Below are 13,899 nucleotides of genomic sequence, written 5' to 3'. Positions count from 1 at the left end.
GGATGCGGGTTCTGATCGTTAAAACATCGTCAATGGGCGATGTACTGCATACGTTGCCCGCATTAACGGATGCGCAGCAGGCCATTCCGGATATTCAATTTGATTGGGTAGTGGAAGAAGGGTTCGCCCAAATCCCCGCCTGGCATTCGGCCGTTGACCGCGTAATTCCGGTGGCGATTCGCCGCTGGCGCAAGGCCTGGTTTTCCGCACCGATTAAAGCGGAGCGTAAAGCCTTTCGCGATGCAGTTCGTTTGCAGCAGTATGACGTGATAATTGATGCGCAAGGCCTGGTAAAAAGCGCCGCGCTGGTCACGCGTCTGGCGCGTGGCATCAAGCATGGTATGGACTGGAGCACGGCACGCGAGCCCCTAGCGAGTCTTTTTTATAACCGCAAACATCATATTGCCAAACAGCAGCATGCCGTTGAACGAACCCGAGAACTGTTCGCAAAAAGTCTGGGATATGCCAAACCACAGTCACAAGGTGATTACGCAATCGCGCAGCATTTTCTGAATGAACTTAATGCCGATGCGGGACAGTATGCAGTCTTCTTGCATGCCACTACGCGTGATGATAAGCACTGGCCAGAAGCGAACTGGCGGGAGCTGATTGGCCTTTTAAATAATGCAGGCATACGCATTAAGCTCCCCTGGGGTGCTCCTCATGAAGAGGCGCGGGCCAGGAGACTGGCTGAGGGATTTGATTACGTAGAGGTTCTACCGCGAATGAGCCTGGAGGATGTGGCTCGGGTATTAGCAGGCGCTAAATTTGTCGTCTCAGTTGATACCGGATTAAGCCATTTGACTGCCGCACTGGATCGACCGAATATTACGCTGTATGGCCCGACGGACCCTGGGTTGATTGGGGGATATGGGAAGAATCAATACGCGCAGAAGAGCCATTCCGGAAAGTTACAGGATCTGGATGCCAGCGCTATCAAAGTATTGCTACTTGATATTAATTTGCTTTAATTTTAAGAGACGAATCATGCTTCGCCAACACATGTTTTCTCGCCTTATCTGCAGCATAAGAAGTAATCCATATGATTTTATATACGTACTATTTTATGCTGGGATCCTTGCAACCCTTGCAATGGTATTGGTCAACCCAGATGAAGCGCTAAAGGTATTTATTGTCTGTGCGATCCTGTCTCTACCATTGATTGGTAAAAATATTAAGCATGTGCTTAGCCACAAACAAAATCTATTTTTACCATTTATGTTGCTGCTCTTCGGTTTAGTCCAAATCATTTGGGTGGAAATCTTTAAGCAACCCGGTTCTGCTTTTACCGGCGCTTATCGTTCATACCAGAACGGCGGCAAGGTCATGATTTTTGCCGCACTGGTTATTGCCGCATTGACATCACAACCATCACGCGCAATAAAAAACCACATTGTCAGCATCTGGGTGATTATTACAGCGATTGGCCTGTATTTTTACGCTGGCTATCAGCTTGCCGGTGCCCCCGATCTTTCGACCTACCGTGTTGCACTCGGTTTTGAGCACCCAACCGGAGCGGCCTACGGCCTGACGTTTATCGCGTTATTAGCATCACAGGCGATTCTCAACCTGCGTTTAAAACATACCGTCTCACTTTACCTGCTACATTTCTTAATATCATTGGCCGTTATCATCACCACACAAACCCGGGCAGCTATTCTGATCTATCCGCTCCTGAGTATCGGTCTTTTTTTCATACACTATCGCCATAACCGCACTATATTATTAAGGGCACTGCTGGCCTTCGCGGTATTAGTCGGGCTGGCAGCGATCCCCCTGAAATCGGTTATTGAAAATCGCTACCAGAATATGATGGTTGATCTGCATTCTTATAGCCAGAGTAATAGTAATACTTCCATTGGCGCGCGATTTGCGATGCAACGAGTAGGAATTGATGCCGGCAAAGCACACTATTTGGGACAATCACTTGAACAACGTGATGCTGAAATCAAAGTATCCGCTTTACAAAATGTCTCACTGCAAGGGGCACTCGCGTATGTTGACATCCACCTGCATAATGAAGTCATTGATACGTTTTCACTTAAAGGCATCCCAGGGGTTGTTGTGCTAATCTTGCTATATAGTGCTATGTTTTTAATAGGTTACACGCAACGTAGTCCTTTACTATTCGCCATATCAGGCGCTATAGCTATCTATGGCTTAAGTGATTTATTATTATACGCTAAAGGCGAAGCCTTGAGCAGCGTTCTGACGTTATGCGTAGCAGTAATGCTGGTACCGGGTCCAACGAGAGAAAGATGCCATGATTAACGCTTCAGGTTATTTACTAAGCATTATTATACCTGTATACAATAATGCTGAGTTTATTACAGCTACGCTGACGTCTATACATCAGAGTATTACTGAAGATGTTGAGTTAATAATTATTAATGATGGCTCTACAGATTTGACTGATGAACGTATCAATGCGTTTTATCGCGAAAAAAACTGCAATAACATTAAATACATCAATAAGGAAAATCAAGGTGTTGCGATCACCCGCAACGTTGGGCTTGCGCATGCTACAGGGAAATATATTGGCTTTGTAGACAGCGATGATATCATCAGCCCAAATTATTTTTCTGTTCTTCTCCCTAAATTACGAGAAGAAAAATATGATATTGTCGAATTCAATTTAACTCGTGATATCAATAAGTTGTATCAGGCTCCATCAGATAATGAGAGCACTATAGCCCAGCATGAAATTATTTTAACTGACGACAACTACGCGCCCCTGTTACCAACATTCCGTGCCGGGCAATGGCATCTCATGACAAAGATCTTTCATCGCGACATTATCGGCGAAGATCGTTTTGAAGAACATCGCCGCTACGAAGATGTTATTTTCTGCCCTTTTCAGTATTTCAAATGTCATCGTATTTTAAAAATTGATAGCAAGTTATACTATTACCGGGTAAATGATAAAAGTATCACCGAGAATATTATCGATAGTGATGCTGATAATATCTTCTTTGCCATGAAAAAAATGAGCAACTACATAAGTAAAAATGATGAAAAGCGAGCTGTTGCTTCATTAATGATTATTAATTGTTTTTTAGAAGGGCGCAAAATTTTACGCAAAAAGAGAGGGTATTATCGCTATGACGAGGATATGATTAATAATATTCAGAATGCACTGGCTAACTGTGACACCAGAGTCGTTAAGAAAAAAATTATTTATAAAATGAAATATCCACATATTGATCGTTCCATTTCTGAATTGAGATATAAAATAATAACAGCTTGCAAAAATTTGTTTTTTGGAAAGGGAGCTAAAAATGTTTGATAAAGTAGAAAGAGTTCTCATTTGCAAGCTAAAATTTTATGGTGATGTACTGTTAATCACACCTGTAATTAACAGTATTCAGACTCGGTATCCGCACGCTAAAATTGATCTTCTTCTTTATAAAGATACCAAATCAATCTTAGCCGCTAATGAAGGTATCAACGATTTCTATCTCATTGAGAAAAAGAAAGGTCCACTGACAAGCGTAAAAAATTACATATCAATACGTCAGCAACTAAAAAAGAACCAGTACGATCTTATCATTAATTTAACCGAACAATGGCCGATTGGTGTACTTATCGCTTCGTTACACCGTCCATCTGTTGCGTTTGAACGCGACAAGAAACAATGGAACAGACTATTTTCACGAGTTACACCACTGACTGGCACACATATTGTCGAACAAAATTTATCAATCCTCAAAGGCATTGGCTTTAGCGAAACAGAACTAAAGAAAAAAATGAGTCTTCGCTATCGTCAGAATGACTATCAATATTTGGTATCTCAACTCCCGGCATTACCTACGCAAAAATATGTTGTTATTCAACCGACTGCAAGACAAGAGTTTAAATGCTGGGATGATGATAAATTTGCACACGTTATAGATCATCTGCATCAACTTGGCCTACATGTTTATCTTACCTGCGGACCAGCATTAAGTGAGCAACAGCAGGTCCAACGCATTGCTGCACTGTGTAAATTATCTCCTGACCTGACACTGGCTGGTCACACCACTTTCCTGCAGTTAGCCGCATTAATCGACCATGCCATTCTCTATATTGGTGTCGATTCGGCACCCATGCATATGGCAGCGGCATTAGGAACACCACAGGTATGTTTATTTGGTGCGACCAAATATCAACAATGGAAGCCATGGTCAGATAAAGCGATTGTGATTTGGGCTGGTGATTATCACCCTATGCCTTCCAGAAAGGAGCTCGACAGGTCAAAAAAATATTTAACATGGATACCAGAACAAGCTGTGATTGACGCTATCGATACGGTACTTCATGATAGTGATACTGACAAAGGTAATGAGAAAGAATAAATGGATAACAAAAATAACGTCATTAATATTGCTTACTGTACAGATGCTAATTATCTGGAATATGTAGCAGTGTCCATTATGTCGGTCATAATGAACAATCCAGGACAATCTCTTTCATTTTTCGTCTTTGTCTATGATGTCAATGATGAGGATATTGATAAATTACGTTCAACCAGCGAAAAAATTCAGGTTGTAAAGATCGATAAAGAAGAAATTGAAAAATATAATAACGACTTTGCAATCAAACATCTTAACCGCTCGACTTATATGCGTTTGGCCGTGCCGCGCTTACTAAAAGATAAGGTAGAGCATTTTATCTATTTAGATGCCGATACTTTGTGCTTTGATAAGCTCAATGAGATTAATAACATTGATATTAGTGATGTCATCTGTGCTGTTAGCCATGACTCGCTCGATATTCATGATAATAAAAATGCAAAACGTTTAGGTTTGCGCACTGATCACTATTTTAATGCCGGGTTCCTGTACATTAATGTAGCCAATTGGATCAAATATGATATTGAGCATAAAGCAAATACTGTCCTATTTGAACAAGGGAAATCATTACCTTATTTCGACCAGGATGCATTAAACATTGCTATGGATGGCAACGTTGCGTTTATTGATAACCGATGGAATTTTTTATTCAATTGGTTCAACGATGAACAAAGGGAGTCTTTTTTCTACAACTCAGAGTTCCTCCCTCGAATTGTCCATTTTACCGGCGGAAGAAAACCATGGTATAAGGAACATACAGGGCTTTCACAGCAACTCTATCTTTTCTATCATCATTTCACGCCATGGCGAAATACAGAATTGCGCTCATATGCACCACGTATGAGACCTACCGATTATAGGGTTTACTCTCGCCAGGAAGCCAAAAAAGGGAATTATTTCACCGCAATAAAATGGTATATGAAATATCTCAAAACTAAATTGCAATAAAAAAACTCCCTCACGGGAGTTTTTTTATTTTTGCTTTAATTTTTGTATTAAATAACCTGCATAACTTATCAGCGAGGCGAAAAATTTACCCTGTAATCGCTCATGCCGAGATTTCTTTTTATATTGTTTTGGCGTTCTGGCTGGTAACAGGGGAACATCAGCCCATGGTGATGCCTTCCATGCCTCAACAAAATACTGTGCAGAGGGGTAGTTAGCCCAAGAATTCCATGGTTTAGTTACGCCAACATAATGAATAAGGATTGTATCATCCGTAATATATTTTTTATATCGAGAAAGATCTTTGCTTTTCAATTCTTGTTTAATACCATAAATGGCGTTAAATTTTCTCGGTAAAAAAATAACTTTATTTAAAAAAATAATATTTAAAACATCCTGGTCAGGGAAAGATAGTTTATTTCTTTTATCTAACAGAATATCAAAAGCAGCATTAATAAAATTCTGTTCTTTCCACTTTTTAAGATTTGCGTAGATAACTCCAGAATTAAAATATTCACTGTTTTCTGTAACATCTCTGGCGGGACTATCATCCACATCGGTAACTACAGCGGCAACATGCTGATTAATATCAATTTGACTAAGTTCAATGAGCGAACCTTTACACATCACATCGGCATCGATATATAACAGAGAATCTATTTTTTCGCCCAAATATTCGAATGCAACAAATCTAAAGTACATTGCATGGGACCAGGCATGGCCGCTCGGCAATACTTTTAATCCTTCGGCATCCATAACATAAATTGAGATATTTGTGGAAAATTGTTTTGCTAGTTTTATAATTCTTTGTTGATAATCGTCGTCCAGATAATCTGTAAAGAGATGGAAATGTATATTTAAACCTCTATTATGTAACAGTACTGATGTCATCGAGATCGCAGCACCAAACATAAAATTTTTATCAACACCCCAGGCAATGTTAAATTCTGTTTTTTGTTCAGTGGGTGCCTGATTAAATTCAAGTATCTTTTTTATGGATCGATGACAATCAAAGTTCATTCGCTACACCTATTTAATCTTATTATCAATAAATTACAGTTAGTGTTTTCAGTGCACTTTAGGACTATGTAACTTAGTCTTTATATACATCACATGACTAAGAACTGATCGGATATATTTTCGCTGTACTCTCTCATGCCGCGATTTACGTTTATACAGTTTTGCTGTATTTGCGTTAAGTAAAGACTTTTCCGCCCATGCCGATTTTTCATAAGCGTCAATGAAGTATTTAGCTACTGGGTATTTAGCCCATTTATGCCATGGTTTAGTAACACCAACATAATGAATCAACACCGTATCATCAGTAATATAATCTTGATAGATTTCATCATTTTTATTCTGCAGTTCCTGATCCACACCGTAGATACAGTTAAAATCTCTTCTCAGAAAAATGACATTATCCACGAACAATATATTCAGAACATCCTGATCAAAATAAAGGAGTTCCTTCTGGCGCTCCTCTAAAATAGAAAACGCCTTAGTCAGGAGCTGTTGTTCTCGCCAAACATCTAAATTCGCATATACAACACCAGAATTAAAATAACCATTACTCAGCGCTGGTATACCGAGCCGGTTACCTGATTTGATACGCACTTCATCGATATCATTGATAACAGCAGCATATTCCCCACAGAAATTAACCTCAGTAAACTCTCGCAAAGAACCTTTGCATATAACATCAGCATCAAGATACAGTACGGAGCTTAATTCTGCGCTTAAATATTCAAAGGCAAAATAACGATAGTACATTGCATAAGTCCAAGCTTTCGTGCTCGGTAGCTTACGAAATGCAGCGTTATCGAAAACAAGAATCGTCACCGTCGTACTATACATTTGGGTCAGTCGATTTATGCTTTCCAGATAGTCATTATCAATATAGTCTGTTGCTATATAAAAATTGATATCGATATCAGGATTATTAACTAATACTGATGTCATTGAAATCCCGGATCCAAATAAAAAATTGCGATCGACGCCATACGCAATATTTAATTTCTTATCTTTATCGTGCGTAGAGCTGTCAATAACATGCTTTTGAATAATTACTTTTTGAAAATCAATGTTCATAATAAAATGGCCTCAAACTTTTTATGCATTTTATAGCGCTTTTCTTATTGTTCTTTGTCTTATTTTTTGCGCTTTTGTGACAGCTTGTTGAAACAATCTGGCTTCGTGGCGGAGAATTTCACGCAATGGCATTGCGAAATATACACGTAAGAAACGATAGATATCCCTGGATGTCAATCCGATCTCCAGTGAGGAGAAATAGAGCCCAATTAAATCCTTGTCACGCCAACGGCGCGGTACATGCTGACGTATTTGTGCACGATGCAGGTCAATTACAGAAAGTTTAATATCCGCGATTTCTGTTGGCATCGGCTGTTGAAGCAGAAAGTGACAGATATAACAGTCCCGATGGTTCACCCCACCACGATGCATTTTTCCGACCATCTCTGCTACACGGGTAATAATGGCCTGTTTTAAGACAAAATCAGGGCGCTCGACACCCCATCTGGCGCAAAAATCTTCAAGGCTGATTGCAGGAGACAGGTCTTCAGTGATGATAAATGACGTTCGCTCTAACGGGTTAAGTCCTTTCTGACCAAATGCAACACCGTTCATTGTATCAACATTCAGCTCTTTCAAACGGTGAATAGCTAACCATTCTCGATCTGCGCCAAGAACAGGCATGCGGAGAGAAATGAGGTTCTTCACCACTTCTTTTAGCGTGGTTCCGTGATGATATTTAAGAAAATACCCCTTACCCATCATCTCAAAACGCAGGGTACGCCGTGTTTCCAGAGCGCGGAAGACTTCACCATCCAGCTTAGACACTTCCGCGAACGGATCTTTTCCTTGCCATTGCGTGGCAAACGGTTCTTTTAGTTCAATCATTCTCAATGACCTAAAATGATATCTGCAGCCCTGTCCGCCAGGCTGAAGAGATCCTCTGTATCAGCAAAATGCCGGGCATGGCCTGCCCAGCTATTTCTCTTCTCATTATTTTGCAGCGCATCGAAAAGTGCTGTATTCAGATTTGTCTGCTCGAACGGTTCAGAAATTACCACTCCACATTGGGCGGCATTGATGTAATCGGCATATCCGCATACTTCCGTGGTTAATACAGGCAAACCTGCAACCACAGCCTCTAACAATACAATACCAGCGGCTTCCTGAACGGCAGGATGGAGCAATAAATCAGCAGCGGACATCAATTCAGCAATATCATCTCGCCCCGAGAAAAATTGTACGAGCTCTTCAATACCCAATTGGCGGGCCTGAGCACGGTAGCGATCGGCTTTATCCTGGCCTACTACCATCAATCGCGTCCGCTGGCGTATTGACTCTGGTAAAGACGCCAACGCCTGCAATGTTCTCGATACACCTTTGCGCTTAAAATCTGATCCCACTTGCAGGAGAAAAAACTGATCGCGTTGTATACCATTTTTATTCCTGACATTCTGCCTGCTGTTTTCAGGTTGCTGGCTATATTTCCGATCAGGGTAAATCCCAGGGGGAAGAATATGAAAACGCTGGTTCTCTGTTCGATAATGATGTTTGAAATCGCCAATTTGCTTGTTGGTTAACATCAATAACGCGGTGCGGGATCCTTGCTGAAATACGGCTTTTTCAAATGAAGAATAATGCCGATATCGCTGCGTCAGCTTGTAAAAAAAACCTTTTTCCCGGGCAACTTTTTCGGCATAACAGACGTCAGCTGCATAATAAACATCCAACCCCGGCATTTTATTAAACCCTACGATCCGATCAACTGGGTGCTGGCTTAAATATTGCTGAACCCACTGATAATATTGCTCATTTTTTCCATGGTTAGTTCTGGATGTTACTGGGACGAGTATAATTTCAAGCCCCTCAGGACGCTCCCCCTGCCAGCTCTGGGTAAAAACCTGAACACGGTGGCCACGTGCAGCAACCGTAAGCGCAACCCGCAGGAAATCACGTTGTAACCCGCCATAGGGAAAATACTTGTACAAACAAAAAGCAATGATCATCCATTAATATCCGCATCGCGTCGCCAGCCACACCAAACCTGATGCATAAGAGTACTGTAATCTCTGCTTGCGCTATCCAAAGATTGCCTCCCATGGCTCCGAAGCGTTGATGGCTGCTAGCTACCTGAAATTATGCAGCAGTATACCATTTATTATCACTCAATCCGAAATGAATATTTTTTAACCATATAAAAAATTTATCAATTAAAAACAATCAGATAATAAGAAACGCAATTCACCAAAAAAGTCGTACCGCACAAGACGCTAAGCCTTACAAATGGGAATATGTGCCTTTTTGATACAGTCGCAGCTAAAACAAGGCATTGCCAATTCAATCCTTTTGATACAACCTGGATAAAAATGATGGTAAAGCCATAGTTAAATACATAGAATCCCCAGCACATTCATAAGTCAGCTACTATTATGCTCGAATTGCTTTACACCGCCCTTTTCTACCTTATTCAGCCCCTGATCTGGATACGGCTTTGGGTGCGCGGACGTAAGGCTCCGGCCTATCGTAAACGCTGGGGTGAACGCTATGGATTTTATCGCCGCCCACTGAAACCTGGCGGCATCATGCTTCATTCCGTTTCTGTAGGCGAAACGCTGGCGGCGATCCCTTTAGTTCGCGCTCTGCGACATCGTTATCCCGATCTACCGATCACGGTAACGACCATGACGCCAACAGGTTCCGAGCGCGTACAGTCTGCTTTCGGTACTGACGTTCAACACGTCTATCTCCCTTACGATTTACCAGACGCACTGAACCGCTTCCTGAACAAAGTTGACCCCAAGCTGGTGTTAATAATGGAGACTGAGCTATGGCCAAATCTGATTGCTGCACTGCATAAGCGTCATATCCCTCTGGTCATTGCCAACGCACGTCTTTCTGCCCGCTCAGCTGCCGGCTATGCGAAACTGGGTAAATTTGTTAGCAGGCTACTACGTCGCATTACGCTGATTGCTGCACAAAATGAAGAAGATGGCGCACGCTTTATTACCCTTGGCGCAAGAAACAATCAGGTAACGGTTACTGGCAGTCTTAAGTTTGATATTTCCGTCACTCCGCAACTGGCTGCCAAAGCGATTACCTTGCGCCGCCAGTGGGCACCACATCGCCCGGTATGGATTGCAACCAGCACGCACGATGGTGAAGAAAGCATCATCATTGCTGCTCATCAGGCGCTATTAAATCAGTTTCCGAACCTTTTACTGATTCTGGTTCCCAGACATCCAGAGCGATTCCCGGATGCTATTAACCTCGTACGCCAGGCTGGGCTAAGCTATACCACACGGTCCTCGGGTGAAGTCCCGTCCTCAGCTACCCAGGTCGTTATCGGCGATACTATGGGCGAGCTGATGCTTCTGTACGGCATTGCCGACCTTGCTTTTGTCGGTGGCTCACTGGTGGAACGTGGAGGTCACAACCCATTAGAGGCCGCAGCGCATGCCATTCCGGTACTGATGGGGCCACATACCTTTAATTTTAAAGATATTTGCGCGCGACTGGAGCAGGCAAGCGGATTGATCACCGTTACCGACGCCACCACGCTGGTTAAAGAGATCTCTTCTTTACTGACAGATGCAGATTATCGTAGTTTTTATGGTCGTCATGCGGTTGAAGTTCTGTATCAAAACCAGGGTGCGCTACAACGTCTGCTGCAGCTGCTGGAACCTTACCTGCCACCCAAAACGCATTGAGGGTTGTCATGCAAAAACGGGCGATTTATCCAGGAACCTTTGATCCAATTACTAATGGCCACATTGATATCGTGACGCGCGCAACGCACATGTTTGATCACGTTATCCTGGCGATTGCCGCAAGCCCCAGTAAAAAGCCGATGTTTACGCTTGAAGAGCGCGTTGAACTGGCACAACAGGCAACGGCACATCTTGGCAATGTGGAAGTTCTGGGATTTAGCGATCTGATGGCAAACTTCGCCCGCGATAATCAGGCTAACATTCTGATACGCGGTCTGCGTGCGGTCGCGGATTTTGAATATGAAATGCAGTTGGCGCACATGAACCGCCATCTGATGCCCCAGCTGGAGAGCGTCTTTTTGATGCCTTCCAAAGAGTGGTCATTTATCTCATCATCGCTGGTTAAAGAGGTCGCCCGCCATCAGGGTGACGTGACCCACTTTTTACCAGAGAACGTTCATCAGGCGTTAATGGACAAGCTAAAGTAAAATGCGTTATTCAGCCTGCTGATTAACTTTATTTCTGACAGCGGCGACAATAGAACGTCGTCCGCTGGGCATGTTTAGTGGCGACAACGGGCGCACCACATGCGCGGCAGGGCTCACCTTCACGCCCATAGACTTGCAATTCTTGTGCAAAATAGCCCGGCTTACCGTCGCTTTGCAGGAAATCCTTCAGCGTCGTCCCGCCCTGCTCGATAGAGCGCAGTAAAACCGCTTTGATAACGCGCACCAGCAATTCACACTCGGCTTTTGACAGTGACGATGCCAGACGGTCAGGATGGATGCCAGCCGCAAAGAGCGACTCACTGGCATAGATATTACCCACGCCCACCACCAATTTGTTATCCATCAGCCAGGGTTTAATCGCCGTTTTCTTCTTCGCACATCTGTGCTGGAGATAATCGGCGTTGAAATCATCGCTCAGAGGCTCGGGACCAAGATGTGCGAGAACATTGTGTCCTTCCAGCTCTTTTGTCCACAGCCAGGCACCAAAACGACGAGGATCGGTGTAACGCAGGACTTTGCCATTACTCATCACTAAATCGACATGGTCATGTTTTTCTGCCGGAAGCTCTTCAGGGAGGATACGCAGGCTGCCTGACATGCCCAGATGAATGATAATCCAGCCATCCGGTAGCTCCAGCAACAGATATTTCGCACGGCGCTGTACGCTAATGACGGGTTTATCACTAAGACGATAAATTTCCTCTGATACCGGCCAGCGCAAACGACCATTCCGAACATTGGCATGCAGAATCATTGCCCCTACCAGATGAGGTTCAATACCACGGCGACTGGTTTCGACTTCAGGTAATTCAGGCATAGCATCTCCGGCTGTATATCAGGTTTTATTAATATGGGGACGGCCAGAAAACAAAAAACCCCGCCGAGGCGAGGTTTTTCGTGACATCGAAACTAAAATTATTTGATTTTAGCTTCTTTGTACAGAACGTGCTGACGGACAACTGGATCGAATTTTTTCAGTTCCAGTTTTTCCGGCTTAGTACGTTTGTTCTTCGTAGTGGTATAGAAGTGACCAGTACCAGCAGAAGAAACCAGCTTGATTTTCTCACGAATACCTTTAGCCATGATTTATTTCCTCTTAGTACTTAGTACTTTTCGCCACGGGCACGCAGTTCAGACAGAACTGTTTCGATGCCTTTCTTATCAATTACACGCATACCTTTAGCAGATACACGCAGGGTGACAAAACGCTTCTCGCTCTCAACCCAAAAACGGTGAGAGTGCAGGTTAGGCAGGAAACGGCGTTTAGTCGCGTTCAGTGCGTGGGAACGGTTGTTACCGGTCACCGGACGCTTGCCAGTAACTTGGCAGACTCGGGACATGTCTATTCTCCAAAAATCAAATTAGCTCGAGCTTCGTATGGGGTATTGGCGCCTCGTCAGGCTTCTCAGCCCGGTTATCGCAGTTCAATACTCTTAATCGTTCATACTGCATCATCATTGGACGCCGAATGAATGATCTCATGTATTCGCGAACTCTCGATTGCCAGGCCCAAATGCCAAACCCGAGATTCTCAAAGGTGGCGTAGTATACGCTGAGTCAGCGATGTGCTCAAGTCCCGAACAGACAAAGATCCCGATGGATCGCGTAAAGTGCGCTAAATCCAACCACGTTCCGCAAAAGAAACGTACTCTCCACGCCCAATTACAAGATGATCAATCACCCGGATATCCATGAACTGACAGCATTTCACCACACGCTCGGTGATGAGTTTATCTGCTTTGCTCGGCTCTGCACACCCCGAAGGGTGATTATGTGCAAGGATCACCGCTGACGCATTCATTTTTATCGCCTCACGGACAATCTCTCGCGGATGCACCTCTACGTGGCTAAGCGTACCGGAAAAAAGTTTGCTGTGTTTAATTACGCGATGCTGAGCATCCATAAAGATCACCAGAAAGATCTCCCGCTCCTCTTCCGCAAGCTGACTTTGCAGAAATTCTCTCGTCATTTCCGGGCTAAGTAGCGCCCTTTCCTCAATCACACGCACGTTGTAGTAGCGCCTCGCCAGTTCGGCAATCCCCTTGAGTTGCGCATACTTCGCCACGCCAATACCCTGAACGTGACTAAACTCCATGTAATCTGCAGACAAAAGGCCATAAAGCGAATCAAAATGCTGAAGCATTTCTTTCGCCAGCGTGAGTACATCAGTACCGCGTAATCCGGTGCGTAAAAAGAGCGCTAGTAGCTCAACATCCGTAAGAGAACGTACTCCCAGCTTCATCATCTTTTCCCGGGGCATCAAACATCCTGTATTTTTCATGCCTCCCTCCTTTGGCGTCAGTATGGTGGCATAACGCCAACAACGAATCGACGCTCAGTTCTCACTTCTTCGTAGCGCCTCGCAAAGTGGATCGCGGT

The 13,899-nt window shown here is 43.5% G+C and carries 15 protein-coding genes; 7 read left to right on the top strand and 8 right to left on the bottom strand.

Translation table 11 applies throughout. The features are described 5' to 3' along the window. The first annotated feature begins 2 nt into the window (after window positions 1-2). Genes rfaC through OGY01_RS09845 form a run of 5 tightly spaced genes read left to right on the top strand, consistent with a single transcriptional unit; the run spans window position 3 to window position 5,279 of the window. Window positions 3-971: a lipopolysaccharide heptosyltransferase RfaC gene (rfaC, locus tag OGY01_RS09865; RefSeq protein ID WP_045448804.1), complete on the top strand. Its 969-nt coding sequence runs from the start codon at window positions 3-5 to the stop codon at window positions 969-971. A gap of 16 nt (window positions 972-987) precedes the next feature. Then, window positions 988-2,271 carry an O-antigen ligase family protein gene (locus OGY01_RS09860; RefSeq protein ID WP_286493032.1) on the top strand — a complete coding sequence of 428 codons (1,284 nt, stop codon included), beginning with the start codon at window positions 988-990 and terminating at the stop codon, window positions 2,269-2,271. Next, window positions 2,264-3,286 (top strand): glycosyltransferase family 2 protein, encoded by a 1,023-nt coding sequence (locus OGY01_RS09855; protein WP_286493030.1) that lies wholly within the window; start codon window positions 2,264-2,266, stop codon window positions 3,284-3,286. Before OGY01_RS09860 ends, OGY01_RS09855 begins: the two co-directional genes overlap by 8 nt. Continuing rightward, window positions 3,279-4,334, top strand: a complete 1,056-nt coding sequence (gene rfaQ / locus OGY01_RS09850; RefSeq protein WP_286493028.1) for a lipopolysaccharide core heptosyltransferase RfaQ — start codon at window positions 3,279-3,281, stop codon at window positions 4,332-4,334. Before OGY01_RS09855 ends, rfaQ begins: the two co-directional genes overlap by 8 nt. Continuing rightward, the gene (locus OGY01_RS09845; protein WP_045448810.1) at window positions 4,335-5,279 is read left to right on the top strand and encodes a glycosyltransferase family 8 protein; all 945 of its coding nucleotides are present in this window, start codon (window positions 4,335-4,337) and stop codon (window positions 5,277-5,279) included. 24 nt (window positions 5,280-5,303) lie between these two features. Here the strand turns inward: OGY01_RS09845 and OGY01_RS09840 are convergent, their stop codons facing one another. Genes OGY01_RS09840 through OGY01_RS09825 form a run of 4 tightly spaced genes read right to left on the bottom strand, consistent with a single transcriptional unit; the run spans window position 5,304 to window position 9,310 of the window. Beyond that, window positions 5,304-6,296 carry a glycosyltransferase family 8 protein gene (locus OGY01_RS09840; protein ID WP_045448812.1) on the bottom strand — a complete coding sequence of 331 codons (993 nt, stop codon included), beginning with the start codon at window positions 6,294-6,296 and terminating at the stop codon, window positions 5,304-5,306. Between the two features lie 48 nt (window positions 6,297-6,344). Continuing rightward, window positions 6,345-7,364 (bottom strand): glycosyltransferase family 8 protein, encoded by a 1,020-nt coding sequence (locus tag OGY01_RS09835; RefSeq protein ID WP_286493027.1) that lies wholly within the window; start codon window positions 7,362-7,364, stop codon window positions 6,345-6,347. A 30-nt stretch (window positions 7,365-7,394) separates the two neighbouring features. Continuing rightward, a complete protein-coding gene (gene rfaP / locus OGY01_RS09830) occupies window positions 7,395-8,192 on the bottom strand; it encodes a lipopolysaccharide core heptose(I) kinase RfaP (protein ID WP_045448815.1) in 798 nt (265 codons plus the stop codon). 2 nt (window positions 8,193-8,194) lie between these two features. Further along, a complete protein-coding gene (locus OGY01_RS09825) occupies window positions 8,195-9,310 on the bottom strand; it encodes a glycosyltransferase family 4 protein (RefSeq protein ID WP_286493025.1) in 1,116 nt (371 codons plus the stop codon). Between the two features lie 423 nt (window positions 9,311-9,733). Here OGY01_RS09825 and waaA point away from each other — a divergent pair, with 423 nt between their 5' ends. Both waaA and coaD read left to right on the top strand, forming a co-directional pair. Further along, a complete protein-coding gene (waaA, locus tag OGY01_RS09820) occupies window positions 9,734-11,011 on the top strand; it encodes a lipid IV(A) 3-deoxy-D-manno-octulosonic acid transferase (RefSeq protein ID WP_048223116.1) in 1,278 nt (425 codons plus the stop codon). An 8-nt stretch (window positions 11,012-11,019) separates the two neighbouring features. Beyond that, complete coding sequence (gene coaD / locus OGY01_RS09815; RefSeq protein WP_045448820.1) at window positions 11,020-11,499, top strand: pantetheine-phosphate adenylyltransferase; 480 nt, start codon at window positions 11,020-11,022, stop codon at window positions 11,497-11,499. A gap of 28 nt (window positions 11,500-11,527) precedes the next feature. Here the strand turns inward: coaD and mutM are convergent, their stop codons facing one another. From mutM to radC, 4 genes are all read right to left on the bottom strand, one after another. Further along, entirely contained in the window at window positions 11,528-12,337 is an 810-nt protein-coding gene (mutM, locus tag OGY01_RS09810; protein WP_286493023.1) for a bifunctional DNA-formamidopyrimidine glycosylase/DNA-(apurinic or apyrimidinic site) lyase, read from the bottom strand. A gap of 98 nt (window positions 12,338-12,435) precedes the next feature. Next, window positions 12,436-12,603: a 50S ribosomal protein L33 gene (gene rpmG / locus OGY01_RS09805; RefSeq protein ID WP_003024094.1), complete on the bottom strand. Its 168-nt coding sequence runs from the start codon at window positions 12,601-12,603 to the stop codon at window positions 12,436-12,438. A 20-nt stretch (window positions 12,604-12,623) separates the two neighbouring features. Then, on the bottom strand, window positions 12,624-12,860 hold the full coding sequence (gene rpmB / locus OGY01_RS09800; RefSeq protein ID WP_003024071.1) for a 50S ribosomal protein L28: 237 nt from the start codon (window positions 12,858-12,860) through the stop codon (window positions 12,624-12,626). 275 nt (window positions 12,861-13,135) lie between these two features. After that, on the bottom strand, window positions 13,136-13,801 hold the full coding sequence (gene radC, locus OGY01_RS09795; RefSeq protein ID WP_045448824.1) for a RadC family protein: 666 nt from the start codon (window positions 13,799-13,801) through the stop codon (window positions 13,136-13,138). Window positions 13,802-13,899 lie beyond the last annotated feature (98 nt).

The sequence above is a fragment of the Citrobacter sp. Cm038 genome, assembly GCF_030333105.1.
Classification (GTDB): domain Bacteria; phylum Pseudomonadota; class Gammaproteobacteria; order Enterobacterales; family Enterobacteriaceae; genus Citrobacter; species Citrobacter murliniae.
The sequence above is the reverse complement of the archived record's forward strand: the minus strand, read 5'-3'. Positions and strand labels throughout refer to the sequence as shown.

Excerpts from the sequence above, each read along its gene's own strand:
- mutM (WP_286493023.1), bottom strand. The coding sequence starts at position 12,337 with ATGCCTGAATTACCTGAAGTCGAAACCAGTCGCCGTGGTATTGAACCT.
- OGY01_RS09825 (WP_286493025.1), bottom strand. The coding sequence starts at position 9,310 with ATGATCATTGCTTTTTGTTTGTACAAGTATTTTCCCTATGGCGGGTTA.
- OGY01_RS09840 (WP_045448812.1), bottom strand. The coding sequence starts at position 6,296 with ATGAACTTTGATTGTCATCGATCCATAAAAAAGATACTTGAATTTAAT.
- rfaQ (WP_286493028.1), top strand. The coding sequence starts at position 3,279 with ATGTTTGATAAAGTAGAAAGAGTTCTCATTTGCAAGCTAAAATTTTAT.
- rpmB (WP_003024071.1), bottom strand. The coding sequence starts at position 12,860 with ATGTCCCGAGTCTGCCAAGTTACTGGCAAGCGTCCGGTGACCGGTAAC.
- rfaP (WP_045448815.1), bottom strand. The coding sequence starts at position 8,192 with ATGATTGAACTAAAAGAACCGTTTGCCACGCAATGGCAAGGAAAAGAT.
- rfaC (WP_045448804.1), top strand. The coding sequence starts at position 3 with ATGCGGGTTCTGATCGTTAAAACATCGTCAATGGGCGATGTACTGCAT.
- coaD (WP_045448820.1), top strand. The coding sequence starts at position 11,020 with ATGCAAAAACGGGCGATTTATCCAGGAACCTTTGATCCAATTACTAAT.
- OGY01_RS09855 (WP_286493030.1), top strand. The coding sequence starts at position 2,264 with ATGATTAACGCTTCAGGTTATTTACTAAGCATTATTATACCTGTATAC.
- waaA (WP_048223116.1), top strand. The coding sequence starts at position 9,734 with ATGCTCGAATTGCTTTACACCGCCCTTTTCTACCTTATTCAGCCCCTG.
- OGY01_RS09835 (WP_286493027.1), bottom strand. The coding sequence starts at position 7,364 with ATGAACATTGATTTTCAAAAAGTAATTATTCAAAAGCATGTTATTGAC.
- rpmG (WP_003024094.1), bottom strand. The coding sequence starts at position 12,603 with ATGGCTAAAGGTATTCGTGAGAAAATCAAGCTGGTTTCTTCTGCTGGT.
- OGY01_RS09845 (WP_045448810.1), top strand. The coding sequence starts at position 4,335 with ATGGATAACAAAAATAACGTCATTAATATTGCTTACTGTACAGATGCT.
- radC (WP_045448824.1), bottom strand. The coding sequence starts at position 13,801 with ATGAAAAATACAGGATGTTTGATGCCCCGGGAAAAGATGATGAAGCTG.
- OGY01_RS09860 (WP_286493032.1), top strand. The coding sequence starts at position 988 with ATGCTTCGCCAACACATGTTTTCTCGCCTTATCTGCAGCATAAGAAGT.